This window comes from Dyadobacter crusticola DSM 16708 (genome assembly GCF_000701505.1).
Classification (GTDB): Bacteria; Bacteroidota; Bacteroidia; order Cytophagales; family Spirosomataceae; genus Dyadobacter; species Dyadobacter crusticola.
This window is the reverse complement of sequence record NZ_JNJB01000017.1, coordinates 12,000-30,942: the sequence shown is the minus strand read 5'-3', so window position 1 is coordinate 30,942 and position 18,943 is coordinate 12,000. Positions and strand designations below refer to the sequence as shown.

Genomic DNA, 18,943 nt, shown 5'->3' with positions numbered 1-18,943 from the left:
GGTTAAAAACAGGATTAAGCCAGCATTTTGCCCGTCAGTACCGGGCGCTGGTCTTTGGTATTGCCAAGTATTGCTAAACTTCTTTTAAACTCGATCTGCACATTTTCACCCTCAAACTTGCACCGGACAGTATCGTAATGCGCAGTTTCTATAAACCGCCACGTCATTTCGAAGGTACTATCGTCAACCCACGCCCCATTGCAGGCGACTTTGGTCTCCGTTTCGCCGGGTACCGGGGTTAGTACCAATTTCAGCGGCATGGTAGACAAGTCTGTCAACCCTATTTTCCAGCTTCCCAATCCATTCACAACCAGGTGCTCGCCCCGATCATCTTTCAGCCTGAAAAGACACCAGCCTTTGTCGAAATCAAAAGATACCTTACTGATCTTCAAACTATTTTCGGCAATGCTGAAACTCTTCTCTTCAGCTTTGCTGCCTGCCAGCTCAGAAGTAGGTTTACCGGCTGTTTGCGGGAGCGCAAGGCTGGTTAATTTCTTTTGCAGCTGCGCTTGTTCCTCTTTCCCGGAAGGCACGCCGCCATCTTTTACAGCATTAAGAATGTGGTTCCAGACATGATCCAGAATTGCCTGCATATTGCCGGTTTCACTGGTGATTGCTACCACCATATCTTGTTTGGGCATTACAATGCAATATTGCCCGTAAGCGCCGTCGCCCCGGTAGGCTCCATTCCGGCATCGCCAGAACTGGTACCCGTATCCTTGCAGCCAGTCGTTTTCAGCCTGCGGGCGCGATCCACCTTTGGATTGAATGTGCGAGCGCGTCGCTTCTTCAACCCAGGCTGCCGGAATAAGCTGTTTTCCATTCCATTCTCCTTTTTGCAGGTACAGCTGGCCGAACTTCGCGATATCTTCTGTCTTGACCCGCAACCCCCAGCCGCCTGTGTTAATCCCATTCGGATCTACCTCCCAATCCGCCCCTTCAATCACCAGAGGATCAAACAGCCGTGGTTTCAAATATTGTAATAAAGTTTGTCCGGTCAGCTTCTGGATGATTGCGGAAAGCATGTAAGTAGCACCGCTATTGTATACGAAGTGGGTACCTGGCGCGTGCTCCACCGGTAATGCAAGAAACGATTTCACCCAGCTTTTCTCTTTCGATTCCCTCACCGAAGCAGTGGTATCCTTATCGTGACCGGTCGACATACTTAGCAAGTCTTTCACCCGCATTGCCGCCAGATTCCCGCTGATCGTAGCAGGTTTTTCGTCCGGAAAAAAGGAAACTACCTTGTCATCGGCTTTCAGCTTTCCCTCTGCAACAGCCAGCCCAATCGCCGTGGAAGTAAAGCTTTTGCTCAAAGAATAAAGGGTATGTCTCAGTTCAGGATTATACGGAGCCCACCAGCCTTCGGCTACAACTTTTCCCTGCCGCAGGATCATCAGACTGTGTAAGTTCAACTTCTCAGCTTCGACTGCATTCACAAAGTCGAGGATACCTTTGCCCGAAACGCCCTGGGATTCAGGTGAACTGCGGGGTAACTGGCCGTAGGAAAGCGCGCCGGCCCAGGAATTTGCGGGGATTGAACTTAAAACACCTAACTGCAGCGCTCCTAAACCTAACTGCTGTAAAAACTCCCGGCGATTGTAAGACATGTGATCAGGAATATATGTTTGTGATACTGGATATCATTTCGCGGCAGACGTTTTGACCAATATGTTTGCAGGTAATGGTATCTTTACCCTCTTTTTAAAAAATCGATTAACTGGCTGAATACTTATGTCTTTCGAAACACTTGGCTTGTCTGAACCATTACTAAAAACAATTGCTGAACAGAATTATACTCAACCTTACCCGATTCAGGAAGCTGCTATTCCGGCTATTTTGAAAGGAAATGATGTTCTCGGCATTGCGAAAACGGGTTCCGGAAAGACAGCCAGTTTCGTATTACCCATTCTTGAGTTATTTCAAAATAAACCAGCTGCCGCAAACCGGCACATTTCTGCATTGATACTGGTGCCAACGCGGGAGCTGGCGGTGCAGGTTGGTGTTGTTTTTCAAACTTTCGGAGAAAGGCTGCCCAGGAAAGTAAAGACAATGGCGGTTTACGGCGGGGTTTCGATTAATCCGCAAATGATCGGCTTGCAGGGAGTAGAAATCCTTGTCGCCACGCCTGGCAGGCTGCTCGATCTGCTTTCCTACAAGGCGCTCAATATTTCGCAGACTCAAATCCTCGTTTTGGATGAAGCCGACAAAATGCTGAACCTGGGTTTCGCGGACGAGATGAAGGATATCTTCTTTTTGCTTCCTAAAAACCGACAAAGCATTCTGTTCTCAGCGACGCTTGGCGATGAAATTGACCAGATTAACAAAACACAGCTCAAAGATCCCGTCCGCATTGAAATTGCAGAAGAAGAGCAGAACATTGACCAGATCAAGCAAACAGCCTATTTCGTAGATCCTGACCGCCGAGGTCCATTACTGAGATATCTCATCAAAACCCAGGCAATGCAGCAGGTCCTGGTATTCGTCTCCGCGACGAGAACTGCGGACAATCTAGTCGACAAGCTGAATAAAAACGGCATTCAGGCGATGGCAATGCACAGTAAAAAAAGCCAGGGCGCGCGCACCGAGGCTTTGAACAAGTTTAAATCAGGAAAATTAACTGTGCTGGTAGCGACAGATTTGGTAGCCCGGGGAATTGACATTCAATTCCTTCCTTACGTGATCAATTTCGAACTCCCCCGCTCTCCCAAAGATTATGTACACCGGATCGGCAGGACGGGAAGGGCGGAAGCTTCGGGACAGGCCATTTCGCTGATCTGCCCCGAAGATGTACACCATTTTAAGATCATCCAAAAGAAAATGGGTAAGAAAGTCGAGATGTTCGAATCTTACGACCTGGATTTGATGGGATACTAGTTTTTCTTCTTCTTGGCCAGCTCTATAATATCCTTTTTGCTTCCCGACCAGAAAGCAATCTTCTGGCGGTTATAAGTATAGGTAACTGCCACAGAATCGCCGAAGCTGATGATCGCCGGATAGGAATATTCATCTTCCTTTTTACCAGTGGCGATATCCGTTTTGTCCGTCCAATTTTTGCCATTATCATAAGAGAGAATAAGCGACAGCGGCGACCGCGAACCCCAGTTTTCATCGTCGGGATTGTAGGCCAGCACCAAAGTACCGTCGGTCAGCTTAGCCAGGTCGATTCCACTATTCGGATTTGGAAGGCTAGTTTTTTTGATTTCAGACCAGGTTTTACCCAGATCTTTGGAGTCACTTCTCCCTATTACACCTCCGGTAGTGCGCACCAGCATGTGAATACTACCAGGTTGGGATTCCCACAAAGTGGGCTGGATTGCGCCCTTGCCTTTAATTTCTGTTGTATCAATTTTGAAATACGGGCTTGCTTTCCAGGTTTTTCCTTTGTCGGTACTTCTGTCGACAAATACCTCCCAGCGGTTCACTTCATTGGAAGAGCCGGCCAGCCAGTCGCCATTTGATAATTCGATCAGCTTGTTTTTCACAGGACCTCTCCCACCCCTGTCGCCTTTCACCAGCTCATACGCTTCTGACCAGGTGTTTCCATTATCGTCGGAAGTTTTAACCCAGGTTTCCCAGTGTGCAATCTCTTTTCCTACTTTGAAATACAGGTAAACCTTACCATCCGCCGTTTTTTGCAAAACAGGATTCCAATGCGCGTCTTCGCGGATCTTGGCTACTTCCACCGGAGTGCTCCATTTACCTGGCCGACCTTTTGACAGCCAGATACCTACATCGGGATTCTTCTCCTCCGTTCCCCCAAACCAGGCAATCAGAAACTCGCCATTATTGAGCCGCACCAGCGTAGAAGCGTGACATTGGGCAAAAGGACGATTGTCGCCGAAGACAAATTCCTTTTCTGACGCAAGTGTATCAGCCGCCGCTCCATCGGCGCTGTTGGTTTTGTTGGAATTACAGGAAGTCAGCAATATTGTTCCAAATAAAAGAGCAGTTTTGATGCCCGTAGCAACATTTTGTTTGATCCGCATGATGAATTATGGTGTAAGAATGGTAGAAAAGATACCGGCACGAAGCCGGATCAGGCTACTTACTTGAGTAATTTCTTAAGATCATCCATCACCAGCCCCGGTGCTTGCTCTTCATACAAGATCCTGTAAACTGCGTGCGTAATGGGCAGATTAACCTGAAAAAGCTTATTGATCTCAAAAATGCTTTTCGTGGCGTAGTATCCTTCTGCGATCATTTTCATTTCCAGCTGGGCAGCTTTTACGCTATATCCGCGCCCGATCATATTTCCAAAAAGCCTGTTGCGGCTGAACTGCGAATAAGCGGTAACAAGCAGGTCGCCGAGGTAGGCGGAAGAGCTCAGGTTACGCTCGCGCTTGTCCAGTGCAGTAACCAGATTGCCGATTTCCTGCATTGCATTAGAAACCAGTACAGCCTGGAAGTTATCACCGTAACCAAGTCCGTGGGTGATTCCACAGGCAAGCGCAACGATGTTTTTCATAATGGCGGCATATTCCACCCCGTACAGATCGTCTAACGGATTGGCCGCTACGTACCGGCAGGTCATCAATTTGGCAAAATCCTCAGCCGCCGGACATTCGGTAGAAGCGATAGACAGATAGGATTGTTTTTCCAGCGCCACTTCCTCGGCGTGACACGGACCGGCGATCACGCAAGTATCATTCAAGTTGATCCCGAACCGTTCCGAAGCCCAGTCGGTGATCAGTATATTTTGTCCGGGGATCATACCCTTGATCGCAGAAACGATGCGTTTGCCTTGCAGATGTTTTAATGTCAAATCGTGCAGTGCGTCTTCTATAAAAGCCGCAGGTACAGCCAGGATCACGTAATCAGCTCCTTTAACTGCATCTGTTGTTTTCTCAAAAACCTTGATTTTCCGGGGTTGCAGCACCACGTCGCTGAGGTAGCTCGGATTATGGTGGTACTTGCGGATGTGATCGATATCCTTCTGATTGCGGAGCCACCACCTGATCTGCACGTTATTTTGTTCGCACAAAATCTTGATCAGCGCAGTGGCCCAGCTGCCTCCGCCTATGACGGCTATTTTAACTCCATTTGAGATACTCATGAAAGAAACGCTTCAAAACAGGTGCCATGTAATAAAGCAAATATCGGCAGCCAGCGCTTAAAAATGGGAAGTTTCCGGGTCAAAATAAAAAATCCTTGCAGCAAAGCCGCAAGGATTTTCCTTTTTAACCTAAACTAAATCGAACTTATTACTTTTTTAGAACGTATCAGTTCCCGTTTTCATTTGATTTTTTTTCGTCTTTTTTCACCTCCTCTTTCTTTTTCTCGACGAGATCACCATTGTTCAGATTTTTCGATACCGCTATGTACGGCCCCGATATGATCCTGTCGCCTGCTTTCAGTCCGGACAAAATTTCGATATTTTCAAAGTCGCTGATACCGGTTTTCACTTCCCGCATTTCAGCTTTTCCATTTACGTCCAGAAACACAACTTCCTTAATAACAACTTCCTTTTTCGGCTTGTTACTGTTTTCTTCTGCGCCTTCGTTTTCCTGCGGTGGCCCTGCGGGCGAGCCAGCCGGCGGCGTGTTGGAACGCGTTGTCACAGCAGCAATCGGTACAGAAATTACCCCGTTTTTGCGATCGGTGATGATATCCACTGAGGCCGTCATTCCGGGCTTGAAAGGATAAGATTTTTTGGAGCGGGACCCCATCAGGTCACTAAATGAATCATTCAGGATCTTTACTTTCACTTCAAATTCAGTTACTGCGTCGGCCGAAGTACTTGCTGCCGATGTGCTCGATGCAGATGCAAGTCCGGCTGCTGTGTTGGCAATTTCCTTCACTACTCCCTTGAATTTCCGACCTGATGCACTGTATGCATCCACGTCGATTTCGGCAGTATCGCCCAGCGAAACGCGCACAATGTCGTTTTCGTTAACATTTACCCGCACTTCCATATTTGCTAAATTGGCAATGCGCATCATTTCGGTACCCGCCATTTGAGAAGTTCCCACAACGCGCTCGCCGGCTTCTACATTCAGAAGGGAAATAATCCCGCTCACCGGCGCAAAAATGCTTGTTTTGCGAAGGTTTTCAGCTGCATCTCGTAAGCCTGCCTCAGCGCTTTTGATGTTAAACAACGCGGCTGATACATTTGCCTTGGCGGATTCTACATCCTGCTGGGCTACCCCGAAAGTCGAAGAGAACTGCTCGAAGTCTGCGGCCGATATTACCTTGTCGCTGTAAAGCTTTTTGTTTCTTTCAAAATTGGCTTTGGCCTGGATCAATCTCGCTTCGGCCTGGGCTACCATTGCTTTGGTTTGCTCATAATTGGCTTTGCTGGAATTCACCGCTGCCTGCGCGCGGGCCATCAGTGACTCATAGTTGTCAGGGCGGATTTTCAAAAGGAGCTGACCTTTCACTACCGAATCGCCCTCTGCAACATTCAGACTGATGATCTCACCAGAAACGTCAGGACTTAATTTTACTTCCACTTCGGGCTGCACTTTCCCCGACGCAGTCACGCGCTCCACAATATCCGATTTCCCCACAGTTGCATATTCAACCTCTGTGGTTTTTGGCTTGCCGATGTATCCCGCCTTTTTAGCCCCGAAGAGACCGACAGCGAGAAGTAGGACAAGACCAGCTGTAATCCACCAGATTCGTTTTGAAGATTTACGTGCCATGCTATTTTAGATTACAATTAATGGTTGATTGTGGAATGGGAGAGTAACGCGATCAGAAATCTGAAAGCGGGCGGTTCATATAGAAGTCCAGGATTTTGGTCCTGAAAACATAATCGTATTTGGTCTGGACAAGGTTGCCATTTGCCCGGTCGAGATTGGCTTTGGCAATGTTGAACTCAACTGAGTTGATTGCGCCTACATCAAAACGCACCTGCGAAACGCGGAATGTTTCCTGTAATGCTCTTACCTGGTTTGCCGTGGCGGAATACCGCTTGGCCGCATTGGTCATATCAATATATGCCTGCTCCACGTTCTTGCGGATTGTCAGCTGGACTTGCTGCGCCTGGTATTCGTAGGTTTTCTGCTGGATCTTGGCATTCGCAACGTTGTATTTGACCCGGAAGTTTGTAAAAATTGGAATGTTCAGGTTCAGGTTTATCGCCGAGTTTCTGTTAAAGTTCAACTGGTCCAGGTAAGTAAAGGTCCGCAATGCGCCGTTCGATGTTTTCACCTGCTGCACAATGGGTAACTGCTCCCCGTTATATATGATATAATCAGTTTGAGATACTACCTCGGTGATAGACTCTCCCGAACCATCGGAAACAAACCTTTCCTTAGGAGCGGCACTGGAAAATGTGGTATAAACACCTCCGCTCAATGTCAGCGAGGGCATTCCTGCTCCGCGTGCAAGATCCACATTTGTTTTTGCTGCTTCGATGCGCAGGTTTGCGGCTTTCATTTGGGGAAGGTTGTTCAATGCAGTTTCATAAATCTCCTGGATCGTGGCATCATAAGCCTGCAAAGTCGGGTCTTTTACTTCAATTTTAACCACATTGATCTGCTCGCTGCCGGGCATATTCATGAATTGTTTCAAATTCAGCTTGGCAGTTTCGAGGTTATTCTGTGCATTTACCAGTGTAAGCTCATCATTGGCAAGCTGGGCTTTCAGATCGAGCAGGTTGCTTTCAGCGAGGGTACCTGCTTCTACCAGCTTCGCAGTCCGGTCTACCTGCAATTGCGACGCATTTACCTGTAACTGCGCTACGTCGATCAGTTCCTGATTGGTAATTACCTGCAGATAAGCCAGCGACACATTCAGCATGATATCGTTCCGCGTAGCGTCCAGGTCCTTGGCGCTGGCCTGGTAATTCGCATTGTTGAATTTGATATTGTTTTTGATCTGAAAACCATTAAAAAGGGTAATCTGACCGCCGAGCTGGTAGTTGTTGGAGCTGATATTCTGCTGGACAAACTGGTTGGTAAACGGGTCAATGTTACGACCAAAGCTAAAACCTTGTCCGGCACTGAAACTGATACTCGGCCAGCGCTGCCATTTGGATTGCTGGTAAATGTTATCGTTGGATTGGACCGTCAGCTCTGATTGTTTGATCTGCGGATTGGTTTCAAGCGCGATGCGAATGCAATCTTCAAGAGAATAAGTGTTAGCAGGCTGATTTACATCTTTTTGCGCGAAGGTAGCTTCAACTGGAACAATTGCACAAACGAGGAAGAACGATAGTGCGGAATTTCGTAACGATTTTAACATGGGCCGTCCAGAGTTAGTTGATCAATATTAGCGTTTAGCATAAAAAACAACCATCCATTTTGGACGGACGGTTGCATATAAGTGTAAAAGGGTAATAACCAAAAAGTCTTATTATCAGTGAAAAAATAAGTATCCAAGCCAGATCCCGGCAAGTACTCCGACGAAATCAGCAATCAAACCGGCCACAATCGCATACCTGGTGTTCTTGATACCAACCGAGCCAAAGTATAATGCAACGATATATAATGTTGTATCAGCTGATCCCTGGAAAATACATACCAGTCTGCCGACGAAAGAGTCCGGCCCGAATTCCTTCATTGCATCGATCATCAATGCACGCGCGCCGCTGCCGCTCAGTGGTTTCATCAATGCAACGGGCAAAGCATCCGTAAAATCCGTGTTCATTCCGGTCAGTGAAAAAAGGTACTTCAAACCGTCAATTAAATAGTCCATTGCCCCACAAGCCCGGAATGCACTGATCGCCACCAGCAATCCTACCAGATAGGGAATAATGGTGACAGTAGTCGTAAAACCCGCTTTCGCGCCATCGATAAAAGACTCAAATACATTGATTTTTTTGTACAAAGCCACACCCAAAAATCCTGCGATCACAGCGAGCAGCACAGAGTTACCTACGAAAATGGAGATTTTTTCAATTTGTTCTTTGGGCAAACCCGAAAGGTACCAGAGCATAAATGCAAGAAATGCAGTGATCGACCCGAGCCAGAGCAGGATAGTGCGATTGAAGAGATTGATCTTCTGCCAGGCGGCCGTAATGATCATTGCTACCACCGTAGTAATATAAGTACCTACCACACAGGGAATAAAAACATCCGACGGACTTTCAGCGCCCAGAATTGCCCGCTGCGCAATAATGGAGAGCGGGATGATCTGCAAACCGGAAGTATGCAGTACAAGAAACATGATCTGTGCATTGGAAGCAGTGTCTTTGACCGGGTTTAGCTCCTGCAGGCTTTGCATTGCCCTGAGTCCAAAGGGAGTAGCTGCATTATCCAGGCCCAGGAAGTTAGCCGAGAAATTCATGATCATCTGTCCGTGCGCGGGATGGTCTTCCGGTACTTCTGGAAAAAGCTTGTTAAAGAACGGACCGATAATCCGCGCCAGCTGGTTAATAATCCCCGCCTTTTCACCCACATTCAAAATCCCTAAAAAGAATGTCATCACCCCGGTAAGCGGCAGCGCAATATCCATTACCGCTACTTCGGCCATTTTCAGCATTCCTTCCGTCACCTCCTTGAAAGTCTGTACATCGCCGGTGAGAATAAATTTCAGGAAGGCGATTACAAAGGCTACGACGAAGAAGCCGACAAAAATATAGTTCAATGCCATGGTTAAAATCCGGGGAAAGAGGCAGGTTTGGTAATGTTTTGTTTACAATGCAGTAAGTAAAATATTGCATTTAATGCAAATAACAAAAGTATATTGCAAAGCAGGAACTCATCTCAAACCAAACCTCAATTTTCCATGAAGTATTGTTACCTACTTGTCCTGGTAATACTGTACGCGTGCAACGGACAAACTGATTCAGGCAGCACGGGCAATGGCGGCGAAAAAGTAGTAAATGACACAATTGCCCTTGAACGCACGGAAGTTGAGAAGCTGCCGGTTGCCACTTACAGCGAAAAAGTAGAAGATCCGCTGAATGACTTTAAGTTCGCAGTTGAGGTTTACGAAACAAAAGCGACGTTCGACTTCCTGATCAAGATGACGTACAAAGCGCTTGATGTGGAGGATACATTGAAGGTGCCCAATTTCGGGATTATGCCAACAGTCGAGATTCAGAAAGGAAAAGAGAAGCAATCCTGCATTATTGGTTTCCTGGACAAAAAAGGCGAGTTCAAAGAATACAAACTGGTGAAGATTGACCAGGGCCAATTGAAGATCTCAACAATCAGGCACTACGCGAGAACGCGGTATAAGGTGAAGAAGTGAGGAACATCGAGTTGAGGAAAACTGACTTGATATTGAATGCGCTATTCTAACAAGACGCGCGTGCTTTTCGGCAGGCTGTTTTTGTAGACAAATACAAAGTAATATACACCTCTTGGCAGATCAGATACCGGCACCCTGAGTACGTTGTCATTTAGATCTTGCTCTGCCACAATAAGAGACCGTATCGCTTTTTCTTCCCTTTCGCTCGTAATATTGATAAACTCAGGCAGCTCTACTGAATCTGCTTCGCCAAATGCGATATTAATAAAGTCGCTCGCCGGATTGGGATAAATCGCGTAAATGGGATTGGGCTTCGCGCAATTATCGACGCAAATGGTGATTCCTTTCTGAACCGTCCCAAAACAGTTACTTACCACGATATCAATTCCGTAACAATTATTAACGTAGGAGTTGAAGTAAGCGGAACCACCATTTCCATTCAGTATCGTATTTGCAGGATCACTCGCTTTCCATTGTCCGAAAACGGTGCCCGGCTCAGAAGTGTACGCATTTAGCATCACGCCAGCTCCATTACACATAAAATCCGGCGAGCCGCCGCCATTAGCAGTGACCAGTAACGAAGCGGGTTTCGGCGCACTGCGCTTGACATTAATTGGCGAACTAAATGCAGAAGTCATCGCACAAACCGATGAAACTGCGGCTACCTTTACGGTTCCGTCAGACACGCCGGTAATCTGCGCAGAGCTGGTATTAACTTGCGGAGTAGCCGTTACGCCGCCGGTTGTTGACCAGGTGTAGCTGGTTGCATTGTTTGCGCTGGCGGTTATTATCTTCGGCGCACAGAGAAGGATGTCTGGGGAGTTGATAACGGGCTTGGTTGGCGTGGGTCTTGTGATGTTGATTGTAATCTTAGTCCTGAAATTATCGGTATCGTTTCGTTTTGCTTCTACTGTAATTTTCCCTGCTGCATTCACATGCGTGTTCACTGTCACTGACGGCACAGTCGAGCTCGCCGGGCCTGACCAGCCAGCGGGATAATAGAAGTAATACGTGACAGGCGCATTAGGATCGGTAACTACCGCAGGGACGGAAATCGTTTTCTGTCCTGCGCCGCATGCATACTGCAATGAGCTGTTGTTGCCGACTGTTGAACCATTGAAGGACAAAGATGTTGGTTCACTAATGTATTTAACTTCAATAGGTTGGGCAAGTGCTGCATCATTCGCGAGTCGACTAAGAATATCCTGTGTTTGCTCTGACCCTCCCTGTGGTGTCCACTTGAAGGTTACTTTCAGACGTAAAGATTTGCTCGGAATACCATTATTGTAGTTTTTCGTATTATCCCAAGTGATTGTCAACTGACTAGAATTCTTTCCATTTATCACAGTGCCTCCTACCGGAATCCATTCATAGCTCACTGCAGCGGTCTTAGGTATGGTACTCTCATCTGCAAATTCTATAAGAGCGTCGTACTTATATTGATTAGAATAACTGGCATTACTCGGATTTAAGTTGAAGAAATTAATTCCATCGTGGATCGAGCTTGCCTGATATCCCTTGATTCTAACAATCGGATTGGTAGCTGCATAAATGTTAAGTGATCCAAGTAGTAAGAATATGGTGCCCAGGATTTTAGAAATTGCTTTCATAAAGCCGTTTGCTTAAAGGTTATAACTGAGGTTGATTAGATAACATGGCAGAGGTTCTATACCTTTCCAGATCAGCAGGTTTCTGGAAATAAACTGATCTTCAAATGAGGTCCTCAAACCGGTTATATAGTATTGAAATTGGATGTGACTTTCGATGGATACCGAAACTCGGTGGTTTAGATAGAGCTTAACACCCAAGAAGCTGGACAGCCAAACCAAACTTGTATGAGATTTAGTGATTAGTCTGCCACGAACATTACTATCCCATTTCGATATCACATTGTAAGCAGTGCCTTTGCTCAAACGAATTAACCCACCAAAGTCAACCCCTCCGAACAGTGTAGTTCTCCCATGAGATCTTTGCCACTCATGTCCAATTACAAACATAGGTTTGATATCGTAGTTGTTGCGATCCCACTGGCCGAGGGTTGACGTATCACCAGGATATAGTTGTTTGTGTCCACCAATCTGTGGGCTCAATGCAAATCGCCAGGCTCTCCCTTTACCGTTAGTGCTCGCATGTGAATTGCGCTTGATCGAATAGTAATACTGGTAGGTTCCTGACCTGCCAAGTTTGAACAAATTACCCGCATTCACATTGAATTCCCATCGATGCCGCTGTACTTCCTGATCAATGTATTCTTTGGCTTTTGCGACGCCCTGTGTAGGCTGCCCGCGGGCGGAGATGATTGTGCAGAAAAGGACATAGATTGTCCACCCAAGTAATTGACTTGCTCTCTTCATATTTGTTGATGTTTTTATACAAATAAATAGAGAGTTTGGGACATCAATTCTGGGAAAACCCAGCTTTTCGACCTACAAAAACCCAGAAAATTCAGTATTTCGCTTTGAGCTTGCTGACGTAGTTCTCGGAAATGCCGAGGTAAGAAGCGATGTATTTTTGAGGAACGCGGGCGACTAGTTCTTTGGAGCGTATCCGAAAAGCTTCAAACTTTTGAGGTGCGGATAAAACGCGCATTTCGCGGAGCAGCTCACTTTGTACAAGCGCAGTTCGTTCCGCAATAATGCGGCCCAGGCAGCAGATTTCCGGGAAATCGTGGTAAAGCTGGTACAGATCATGCCGTGAAATGTAAATCAGCTTGGAGGGTTCGAGCACTTCAATGTATTCACGGGCGGGGATCTGATTTACGAAGCTGGCGGCGGAATGGAAAAAGTCGTTTTCCTTAGCAAACCATTCCGTGATATCCCCCAAAGTACCGTCCTGCTTATCAACGAGCTGGTATCCTCTCACCAATCCGCACCTGACAAACCAAAGCTTGTCACATACATCCCCCTCAGAAAGCAGTAAACTGCCTCTTAGCACATTGACAAACTTCATCTTGTGGATAAACTGCGTACAAACCTGTTCGCTGATAGGAAGAATACCTGATAGGGAGGTAATAAATTCTGAATACATGATAGTGTGAGATAGAGCTGAAGTACCGCAAGATTAACACTTTACCAGTACTTTCCAACACCAGAGCGAGAGGTTTTTAATTTCAATCAGAAAGCAAAAAGCCCGGCATAAGCCAGGCTTTAAACATGATTTGTAACACCTGTAAATCAGGCTTTAAATACCTCGTCCATTTTCTCACGGATCGTAAGCAGGCGTTTTCTGTCGCCGCCTGCGACTTCGGCAGAAGCCCAGCCTGAGTAACCGATCTTGGTCAATGCTTTGTTCACTTCGGCCCAGTTGCAGTCACCTTCCATGAATTCTACATCAAACCCTTTCCAAAGACCCAGTTCGTTTTGCTTTTTAAAGCTGAATTCTTTCAGGTCGAGCTTCAATATACGTTTGTCCAGCGCTTCGATCCACGAAACCGGCCAGCTGTAACGCAGCACATTGCCTACATCAAAATACCAGCCTACCATCGGGTGCTTGAACTCGTCTACAAAACGGGCAGCTTCCAACGGACTCAGCAGAAACTGGTTCCAAACATTTTCAAATGCGATTTTCACGCCCGTTTTTTCAGCAACAGGAAGCAGTTTCCTGATTTCCTTTTGCGAACGTTCGTAAGCTTCGGCATAAGTAGTTGTCGCATTCACAACACCGGGCACCACCAAAACAGTGGTACCGCCCATTGCTTTGGTATCAATCAATGCCTTCTCAATGGACTTCACGCATTCCTCGCGCTTTTTAGGATCCGGATCGGAAAGCGGGAGTTTCCAGTGCATGGAATTAACTGTCCCCGGAAGCTCCAGTCCCGTTTTATCGCGGGCTGCCAGGATCTCCTTCATTGTCAGTTTTTCGTCGGGAGAATCGAGCTCTACGCCGTCGTAACCAAGGTCTTTAAGCAATTTAAATTTGTCCATTACTGACAAATCTTCTTTCACCATCCCCCATTTCAGACTTTTCTTGATCATGGGTTTGGCCAAAGGTGCAGTCTGCAATGCCGCACCGGACACCACAGATGAAGTAACGGCCATAGCTGAGGTAGCTACGGCCGCACTTTTGAGAAATTCTCTACGCTGCATGAAATATCAGGAGAATGCAGTGATACCTGGTTTAGCAACTTCCACAACGGGAGGTTTCATATCGAAGCTGTAAGTATCAGGACCCAGCTTTTCAGATGAGTTCATCGCATCATTCCAGGTTACGCGTTTGCCTGTGTAAGATGCCATTCTACCCATGATCGCGATCAGGGTGCTGTGCGCCATAAATTCTCCGTCGTTGATCAGCTTGCCGCTACGGATAGAAGCAAATAGCTCGTTGTGCTCAGTCTGGTACATATCGTTCTGAACACCTTCATATTTCCAAGGATTAGCTCCCGTGATTTCGTGTACGTTCCGCGCGCAGTTTACCATCGCGCTTCCTTTTGTACCCAGTGTTTGTACGAGATAGCTGTTTTCGCAGTTAGCCTGCTGTCTCGAATGGTGGAAGCCTTTTACGCCATTGTCGTAATCGTAAACAACCGAGAAGTGGTCGAAGATATTTCCGAACAGCGAGTCAGTACGTACCTGGCGACCGCCTGTACCTACCGCCGAAACCGGCAGCTTACCACCCATTGCCCACGACATCATATCGATACTGTGTACAGCCTGCTCCACGATGTGGTCACCGGCAAGCCAGGTATAGTACGTCCAGTTACGCAATACATATTCTGCATCGGACCAGCCCGCTACACGGGGGAACGACCAGAGTGTACCGGTATCATAAGTGTTATAAATCGCTGTGATATCCCCTACTGCACCGTCGAGGATTCTTGCAAAGCTTGCACGCTTCGGCTCGTGGTAGCGCCAGCAGAAACCCGACATCAGAGAAAGGTTTTTCTGTTTTGCCAATTTCGCCGCATCAAGCACTTTACGTACGCCCGGCGCATCTACTGCTACCGGCTTTTCGCAGAATACGTGCTTGCCTGCATTGATAGCTGCGGTCAAATGCTCCGGACGGAAGTGAGGAGGAGTTGCTAGAAGCACTACATCCACACCTGATTCCAGGACTTTTTTATATGCATCAAACCCGATAAACTTATTACCTTCCTCTACTTTAACCTTTGGACCGTGAATTTTGGTCAGGTTAGCAAGAGAGGAGTCCATTTTATCTTTGAAAATATCTCCAACTGCGTGAAGAACAACATTAGGATCAGCTTTCAAAGCCTGATTAGCAGCACCTGATCCGCGACCGCCGCAACCAATCAAACCGATCTTCAAAGTTTCGCTGTTGACACCGCCAAAAGCACGGTTGGGGTTCAGGATCGTAACGGCTGGAAGCGCGCTACCAGCGAACGCCATTCCCGCCATTTTCAGGACATCTCTTCGAGAAGTACTCATTGTTAATAGGGATTAGGTGATAGATTTACCGAAAATTTGATTTTTTAAGTATACTGCCACAGATTCGACATAAACTGAGGCAATAAAGATAAACAAAACTGTAATTTTTCTGCTAATGTAAAACCAAAAATTCAAATTGCGTGTTCGACCACACGCAAAAGTTTCATAATGATAAACGAATGAAATGCATACTTTTATATCCCCGAACCTCTATTTCTTAATATGATTCACGACAATCTACTCCTCATCATATCCCTGCTTTTTGTGGTCGCAATGCTTACGATGGTAAGCGAAAAAATTGGTGTCTCATATCCTATATTCCTGGTAATTGCCGGTTTGATAATCAGCTTTATCCCCGGCATGCCAATACTTGAACTGGCGCCCGACTGGGTATTTCTGATATTCCTTCCTCCCCTGCTTTACAGTGCGGCCTGGAACACTTCATGGAAAGATTTCTGGGCTGCGAAAAGACCGATTTCCCTGCTCGCATTCGGACTTGTTTTCTTTACCGCCACCGCCGTAGCTTATGTTTCAAATGCATTGATCCCTGGATTTACATTGGCAATGGGCTTCGTACTCGGCGGGATTATCTCTCCACCTGACGCGGTAGCAGCTACTTCTGTTTTGCAAGGTTTGAAAGTGCCAAAAAGAGTGGTGACTATCCTGGAAGGCGAGAGTCTGGTAAACGACGCATCCTCCCTGATCGTTTTCCGTGTGGCACTCGCAACAGTTGCTTCGGGCCAGTTTGTATTCTGGAAAGCGGGTGTCGATTTCCTGATGGTCGCAGTAATGGGCGTGTTAATCGGCCTGGCGATCGCGCACGTTTTGTACGTCGTACACCGGTTTTTCCCAACTACCCCCAGCATTGACACTGCGCTTACATTCATATCTCCTTACCTGATGTACATTGCGGCTGAGCACTATCACTACTCCGGCGTTTTGTCGGTGGTAAGTGGCGGGCTCTTTCTCAGCTTCCGCTCTCACGAGCTCTTTACCTACCAGTCCCGAATGCAGACCAACTATGTTTGGGAAACGGTCATATTCCTGCTCAACGGCATTGTATTTATCCTGATCGGTCTGCAATTGCCCGAGGTAATGCTCGGCCTCGACTGCTATACGGTCACAGAAGTAATTTCCTACGCTGTGATTATCAGCGTGCTCACGATCATGATCCGTATTATCTGGGTATTTCCGGCCACCTATCTGCCTCGTATGCTGTTCAGGTCTATCCGGGAAGGCGAACCCAGGCCGAAATGGCAGCCCGTTTTCATTGTAGCATGGAGCGGGATGCGGGGTGTTGTATCTCTGGCGTCTGCACTTGCAATTCCATTGACGATCAGCGGCGCAGCTTTCCCGCATCGTAACCTATTCCTGTTTATTACGTTTGTGGTAATACTCTTTACACTTGTATTGCAGGGACTTAGCCTTCCGTTGATCATCCGATGGCTGAAAATCGAAGACGATGGCGAGAATATGGAAGAGCAGAATGCAATGATGAACTCGCGGCTTGCTACGGTCAGTCTGGACTATATGAAATCCAACTACGACGGGGAAATTGCTGAGTTCGAGCCTTTCCGGCTTTTAAAAGAACGCTATGAGAAGATTATAGAAATGGCAGACAGCAAATTCCTGCATTCCAATGATGATTCCAATAGAAGCGCAATCCGTAAATACCGGAAGATGCTGCTAGAAATCATAGAAGTGAAGCGTGGCGAGATAATAAAACTGCGCAGGGAAAGAGCCTGCGCAGATGAATTGATCAGAATAAAAGAAAGAGAGCTCGACCTTGAAGAAGCGCGTCTCCGCAAATCACATTAGTCCCATTCTACTTCGATCACATTGTCTTTCAGGTCAATAGTTGTAAAGTGTTCCCCATTCTGACGTTTGAGGGACACTTTTCCATTTTGGACCTTGGCAACCTGCTGAGACAAAACGTCTTTATTCGTTTTCTTCCGGTAAACGGCCACCAGCGAATCAGAGCTGGACACTTCCACATCGCAGCTGCGACCTTTTGCCTTGATCAATTTTGCATTGTCGGGCAGGTAAGGTGCTTTTGCTAAGGCGAGCGCACGCGACGCTTGGGGTACGCCGTATCCAACAAAATTGTTTCCGTAGGGATATAAATGTGAGGATTTCTCGATCAACGAGATCAGCTCCTTGTTGGTAAGCTTCGGATTCGCCTGTAAAAGGCAGGCAGCAAAACCGGTAATCACAGGCGCCGAAAGTGAAGTACCGTACAATGAAAAGCAGGATACATTCGGTTTTACATAAGGTAAAAACTCCGGCCCTACACTGCTGTACCCGATCCTGTTCCAGAGCTTTCCATTGGTCGCCCCAACCGAAAGAACTCCCTTTGCATCCGCTGGCGCTGATACAATCCCCCAGCTTTTATCATCTCCTTCATTGCCGGCCGAAACGATCAGCATAATACCTTTTTTATCGGACGCAATTTGGGCGGCGCGGGTAATTGCGCTCGTCTTACCATCCATTTGTGAGGGTATATAGTTTTCTTTCGGATCTGAGAAACCTTTGGCATAACCCAGAGAAGTATTGATCAGCCGTACACCCAGGCTGTCCATCCATTCCATTGCAGCGATCCAGTTGTCTTCTTCGCCGCGGTATTCACGCATGGAATAATCCGTGCGGGCCAGATAGAATTTTGCATTGGTAGCCATTCCGTACTGGATTTCATCCTGGAAGTCCACACCGGCAATCGCCGCCATTACTTCGGTACCGTGCATATCCGAAAAACTTTCGGCAGTGCTGAAAAGCAATTCCCCCGGGCGGCCCGGCTTTACATAATCCCGAATTGCGAGTATTCTTTTGTTGGAAAAAACCTGTGTAAGTGAAAGTGACGAGTCGGCTCCGTAAAAGCCTGCATCAATAACGCCGATGGTCACATCTTTCGCAGTAATGCCTTCTTTCAGGAATGCGCTGGCTTGTACCTGTGACATTACCGGCGCCATTTGTGCTTTTTCAATGGGCTGGGTTTTGGCAACGTAAAAACCAGGATCAATGGGAACCACTTCCTTCACAAAGTCCAATTCCCGCACTTTCATTGCCTGCTCGCTGGTGAGCACTGCTGATACTGCATTCAACCATTTCGAACGGTTGATGATATTTACCGAATGCGCCTTCAAAGCTTGCTCGTAATCTGTCCGTACAGGTAAGTCGGTTTCGTCAGATCTTACCAAACCCAGCATCTGCCGACATTCCATTGTTTGCCGGGATACTGCGGGCGATGCTCCCAGATCTTTGTTTTTCAGATAAATCCAATATTTGGGAGATGCAGTTAAAGCAACAGGTATCAGGACAAATGCAATCAGAAGCAATCTTTTCATGAACGAAAATCAGTTAGGTATTCTTTATTTGGTATCCTCAAGGAAAGAACAAGTTAAACGTAATTTTACAAATTAAAT

General features: G+C 46.9%; 15 protein-coding genes. 3 read left to right on the top strand and 12 right to left on the bottom strand.

Features of this window, described 5'->3' with window-relative positions; genetic code table 11:
- Positions 1-14 precede the first annotated feature (14 nt).
- Positions 15-1,610: a serine hydrolase domain-containing protein gene (locus Q369_RS0118900; RefSeq protein ID WP_031529348.1), complete on the bottom strand. Its 1,596-nt coding sequence runs from the start codon at positions 1,608-1,610 to the stop codon at positions 15-17.
- A gap of 124 nt (positions 1,611-1,734) precedes the next feature.
- On the opposite strand from Q369_RS0118900, the gene Q369_RS0118895 reads away from it, so the two are divergent.
- Complete coding sequence (locus tag Q369_RS0118895; protein ID WP_031529347.1) at positions 1,735-2,877, top strand: DEAD/DEAH box helicase; 1,143 nt, start codon at positions 1,735-1,737, stop codon at positions 2,875-2,877.
- Here the strand turns inward: Q369_RS0118895 and Q369_RS0118890 are convergent.
- The 5 genes from Q369_RS0118890 to Q369_RS0118870 all read right to left on the bottom strand — a co-directional run bounded on the left by Q369_RS0118890 (position 2,874) and on the right by Q369_RS0118870 (position 9,540).
- Positions 2,874-3,989, bottom strand: a complete 1,116-nt coding sequence (locus Q369_RS0118890) for a sialidase family protein (protein ID WP_031529346.1) — start codon at positions 3,987-3,989, stop codon at positions 2,874-2,876. The genes Q369_RS0118895 and Q369_RS0118890 overlap by 4 nt on opposite strands.
- A gap of 59 nt (positions 3,990-4,048) precedes the next feature.
- The gene (locus Q369_RS0118885) at positions 4,049-5,056 is read right to left on the bottom strand and encodes an NAD(P)H-dependent glycerol-3-phosphate dehydrogenase (RefSeq protein ID WP_031529345.1); all 1,008 of its coding nucleotides are present in this window, start codon (positions 5,054-5,056) and stop codon (positions 4,049-4,051) included.
- 166 nt (positions 5,057-5,222) lie between these two features.
- Positions 5,223-6,644, bottom strand: coding sequence for an efflux RND transporter periplasmic adaptor subunit (locus Q369_RS0118880; RefSeq protein WP_031529344.1), 1,422 nt, complete (start codon positions 6,642-6,644; stop codon positions 5,223-5,225).
- Between the two features lie 52 nt (positions 6,645-6,696).
- The gene (locus Q369_RS0118875) at positions 6,697-8,190 is read right to left on the bottom strand and encodes a TolC family protein (RefSeq protein WP_031529343.1); all 1,494 of its coding nucleotides are present in this window, start codon (positions 8,188-8,190) and stop codon (positions 6,697-6,699) included.
- A 114-nt stretch (positions 8,191-8,304) separates the two neighbouring features.
- The gene (locus Q369_RS0118870) at positions 8,305-9,540 is read right to left on the bottom strand and encodes a spore maturation protein (RefSeq protein WP_031529342.1); all 1,236 of its coding nucleotides are present in this window, start codon (positions 9,538-9,540) and stop codon (positions 8,305-8,307) included.
- Between the two features lie 135 nt (positions 9,541-9,675).
- Between Q369_RS0118870 and Q369_RS0118865 the strand changes: the two genes are divergently transcribed.
- Positions 9,676-10,143: a hypothetical protein gene (locus Q369_RS0118865; RefSeq protein ID WP_031529341.1), complete on the top strand. Its 468-nt coding sequence runs from the start codon at positions 9,676-9,678 to the stop codon at positions 10,141-10,143.
- A 41-nt stretch (positions 10,144-10,184) separates the two neighbouring features.
- Here Q369_RS0118865 and Q369_RS0118860 read toward each other — a convergent pair whose 3' ends face one another.
- The 5 genes from Q369_RS0118860 to Q369_RS0118840 all read right to left on the bottom strand — a co-directional run bounded on the left by Q369_RS0118860 (position 10,185) and on the right by Q369_RS0118840 (position 15,494).
- Positions 10,185-11,753 (bottom strand): PKD-like domain-containing protein, encoded by a 1,569-nt coding sequence (locus tag Q369_RS0118860; protein WP_169739264.1) that lies wholly within the window; start codon positions 11,751-11,753, stop codon positions 10,185-10,187.
- A gap of 12 nt (positions 11,754-11,765) precedes the next feature.
- Positions 11,766-12,497: a hypothetical protein gene (locus Q369_RS0118855; protein ID WP_031529339.1), complete on the bottom strand. Its 732-nt coding sequence runs from the start codon at positions 12,495-12,497 to the stop codon at positions 11,766-11,768.
- 91 nt (positions 12,498-12,588) lie between these two features.
- Positions 12,589-13,170: a Crp/Fnr family transcriptional regulator gene (locus Q369_RS0118850; protein ID WP_031529338.1), complete on the bottom strand. Its 582-nt coding sequence runs from the start codon at positions 13,168-13,170 to the stop codon at positions 12,589-12,591.
- A 146-nt stretch (positions 13,171-13,316) separates the two neighbouring features.
- Positions 13,317-14,228: a sugar phosphate isomerase/epimerase family protein gene (locus Q369_RS0118845; protein ID WP_031529337.1), complete on the bottom strand. Its 912-nt coding sequence runs from the start codon at positions 14,226-14,228 to the stop codon at positions 13,317-13,319.
- A 6-nt stretch (positions 14,229-14,234) separates the two neighbouring features.
- On the bottom strand, positions 14,235-15,494 hold the full coding sequence (locus tag Q369_RS0118840; RefSeq protein WP_031529336.1) for a Gfo/Idh/MocA family protein: 1,260 nt from the start codon (positions 15,492-15,494) through the stop codon (positions 14,235-14,237).
- 252 nt (positions 15,495-15,746) lie between these two features.
- Between Q369_RS0118840 and Q369_RS0118835 the strand changes: the two genes are divergently transcribed.
- On the top strand, positions 15,747-17,342 hold the full coding sequence (locus Q369_RS0118835; protein ID WP_031529335.1) for a Na+/H+ antiporter: 1,596 nt from the start codon (positions 15,747-15,749) through the stop codon (positions 17,340-17,342).
- On the opposite strand, the gene Q369_RS0118830 is transcribed toward Q369_RS0118835, so the two are convergent.
- Positions 17,339-18,865: a S8 family serine peptidase gene (locus Q369_RS0118830; RefSeq protein ID WP_031529334.1), complete on the bottom strand. Its 1,527-nt coding sequence runs from the start codon at positions 18,863-18,865 to the stop codon at positions 17,339-17,341. The genes Q369_RS0118835 and Q369_RS0118830 overlap by 4 nt on opposite strands.
- Between the last annotated feature and the right edge of the window lie 78 nt (positions 18,866-18,943).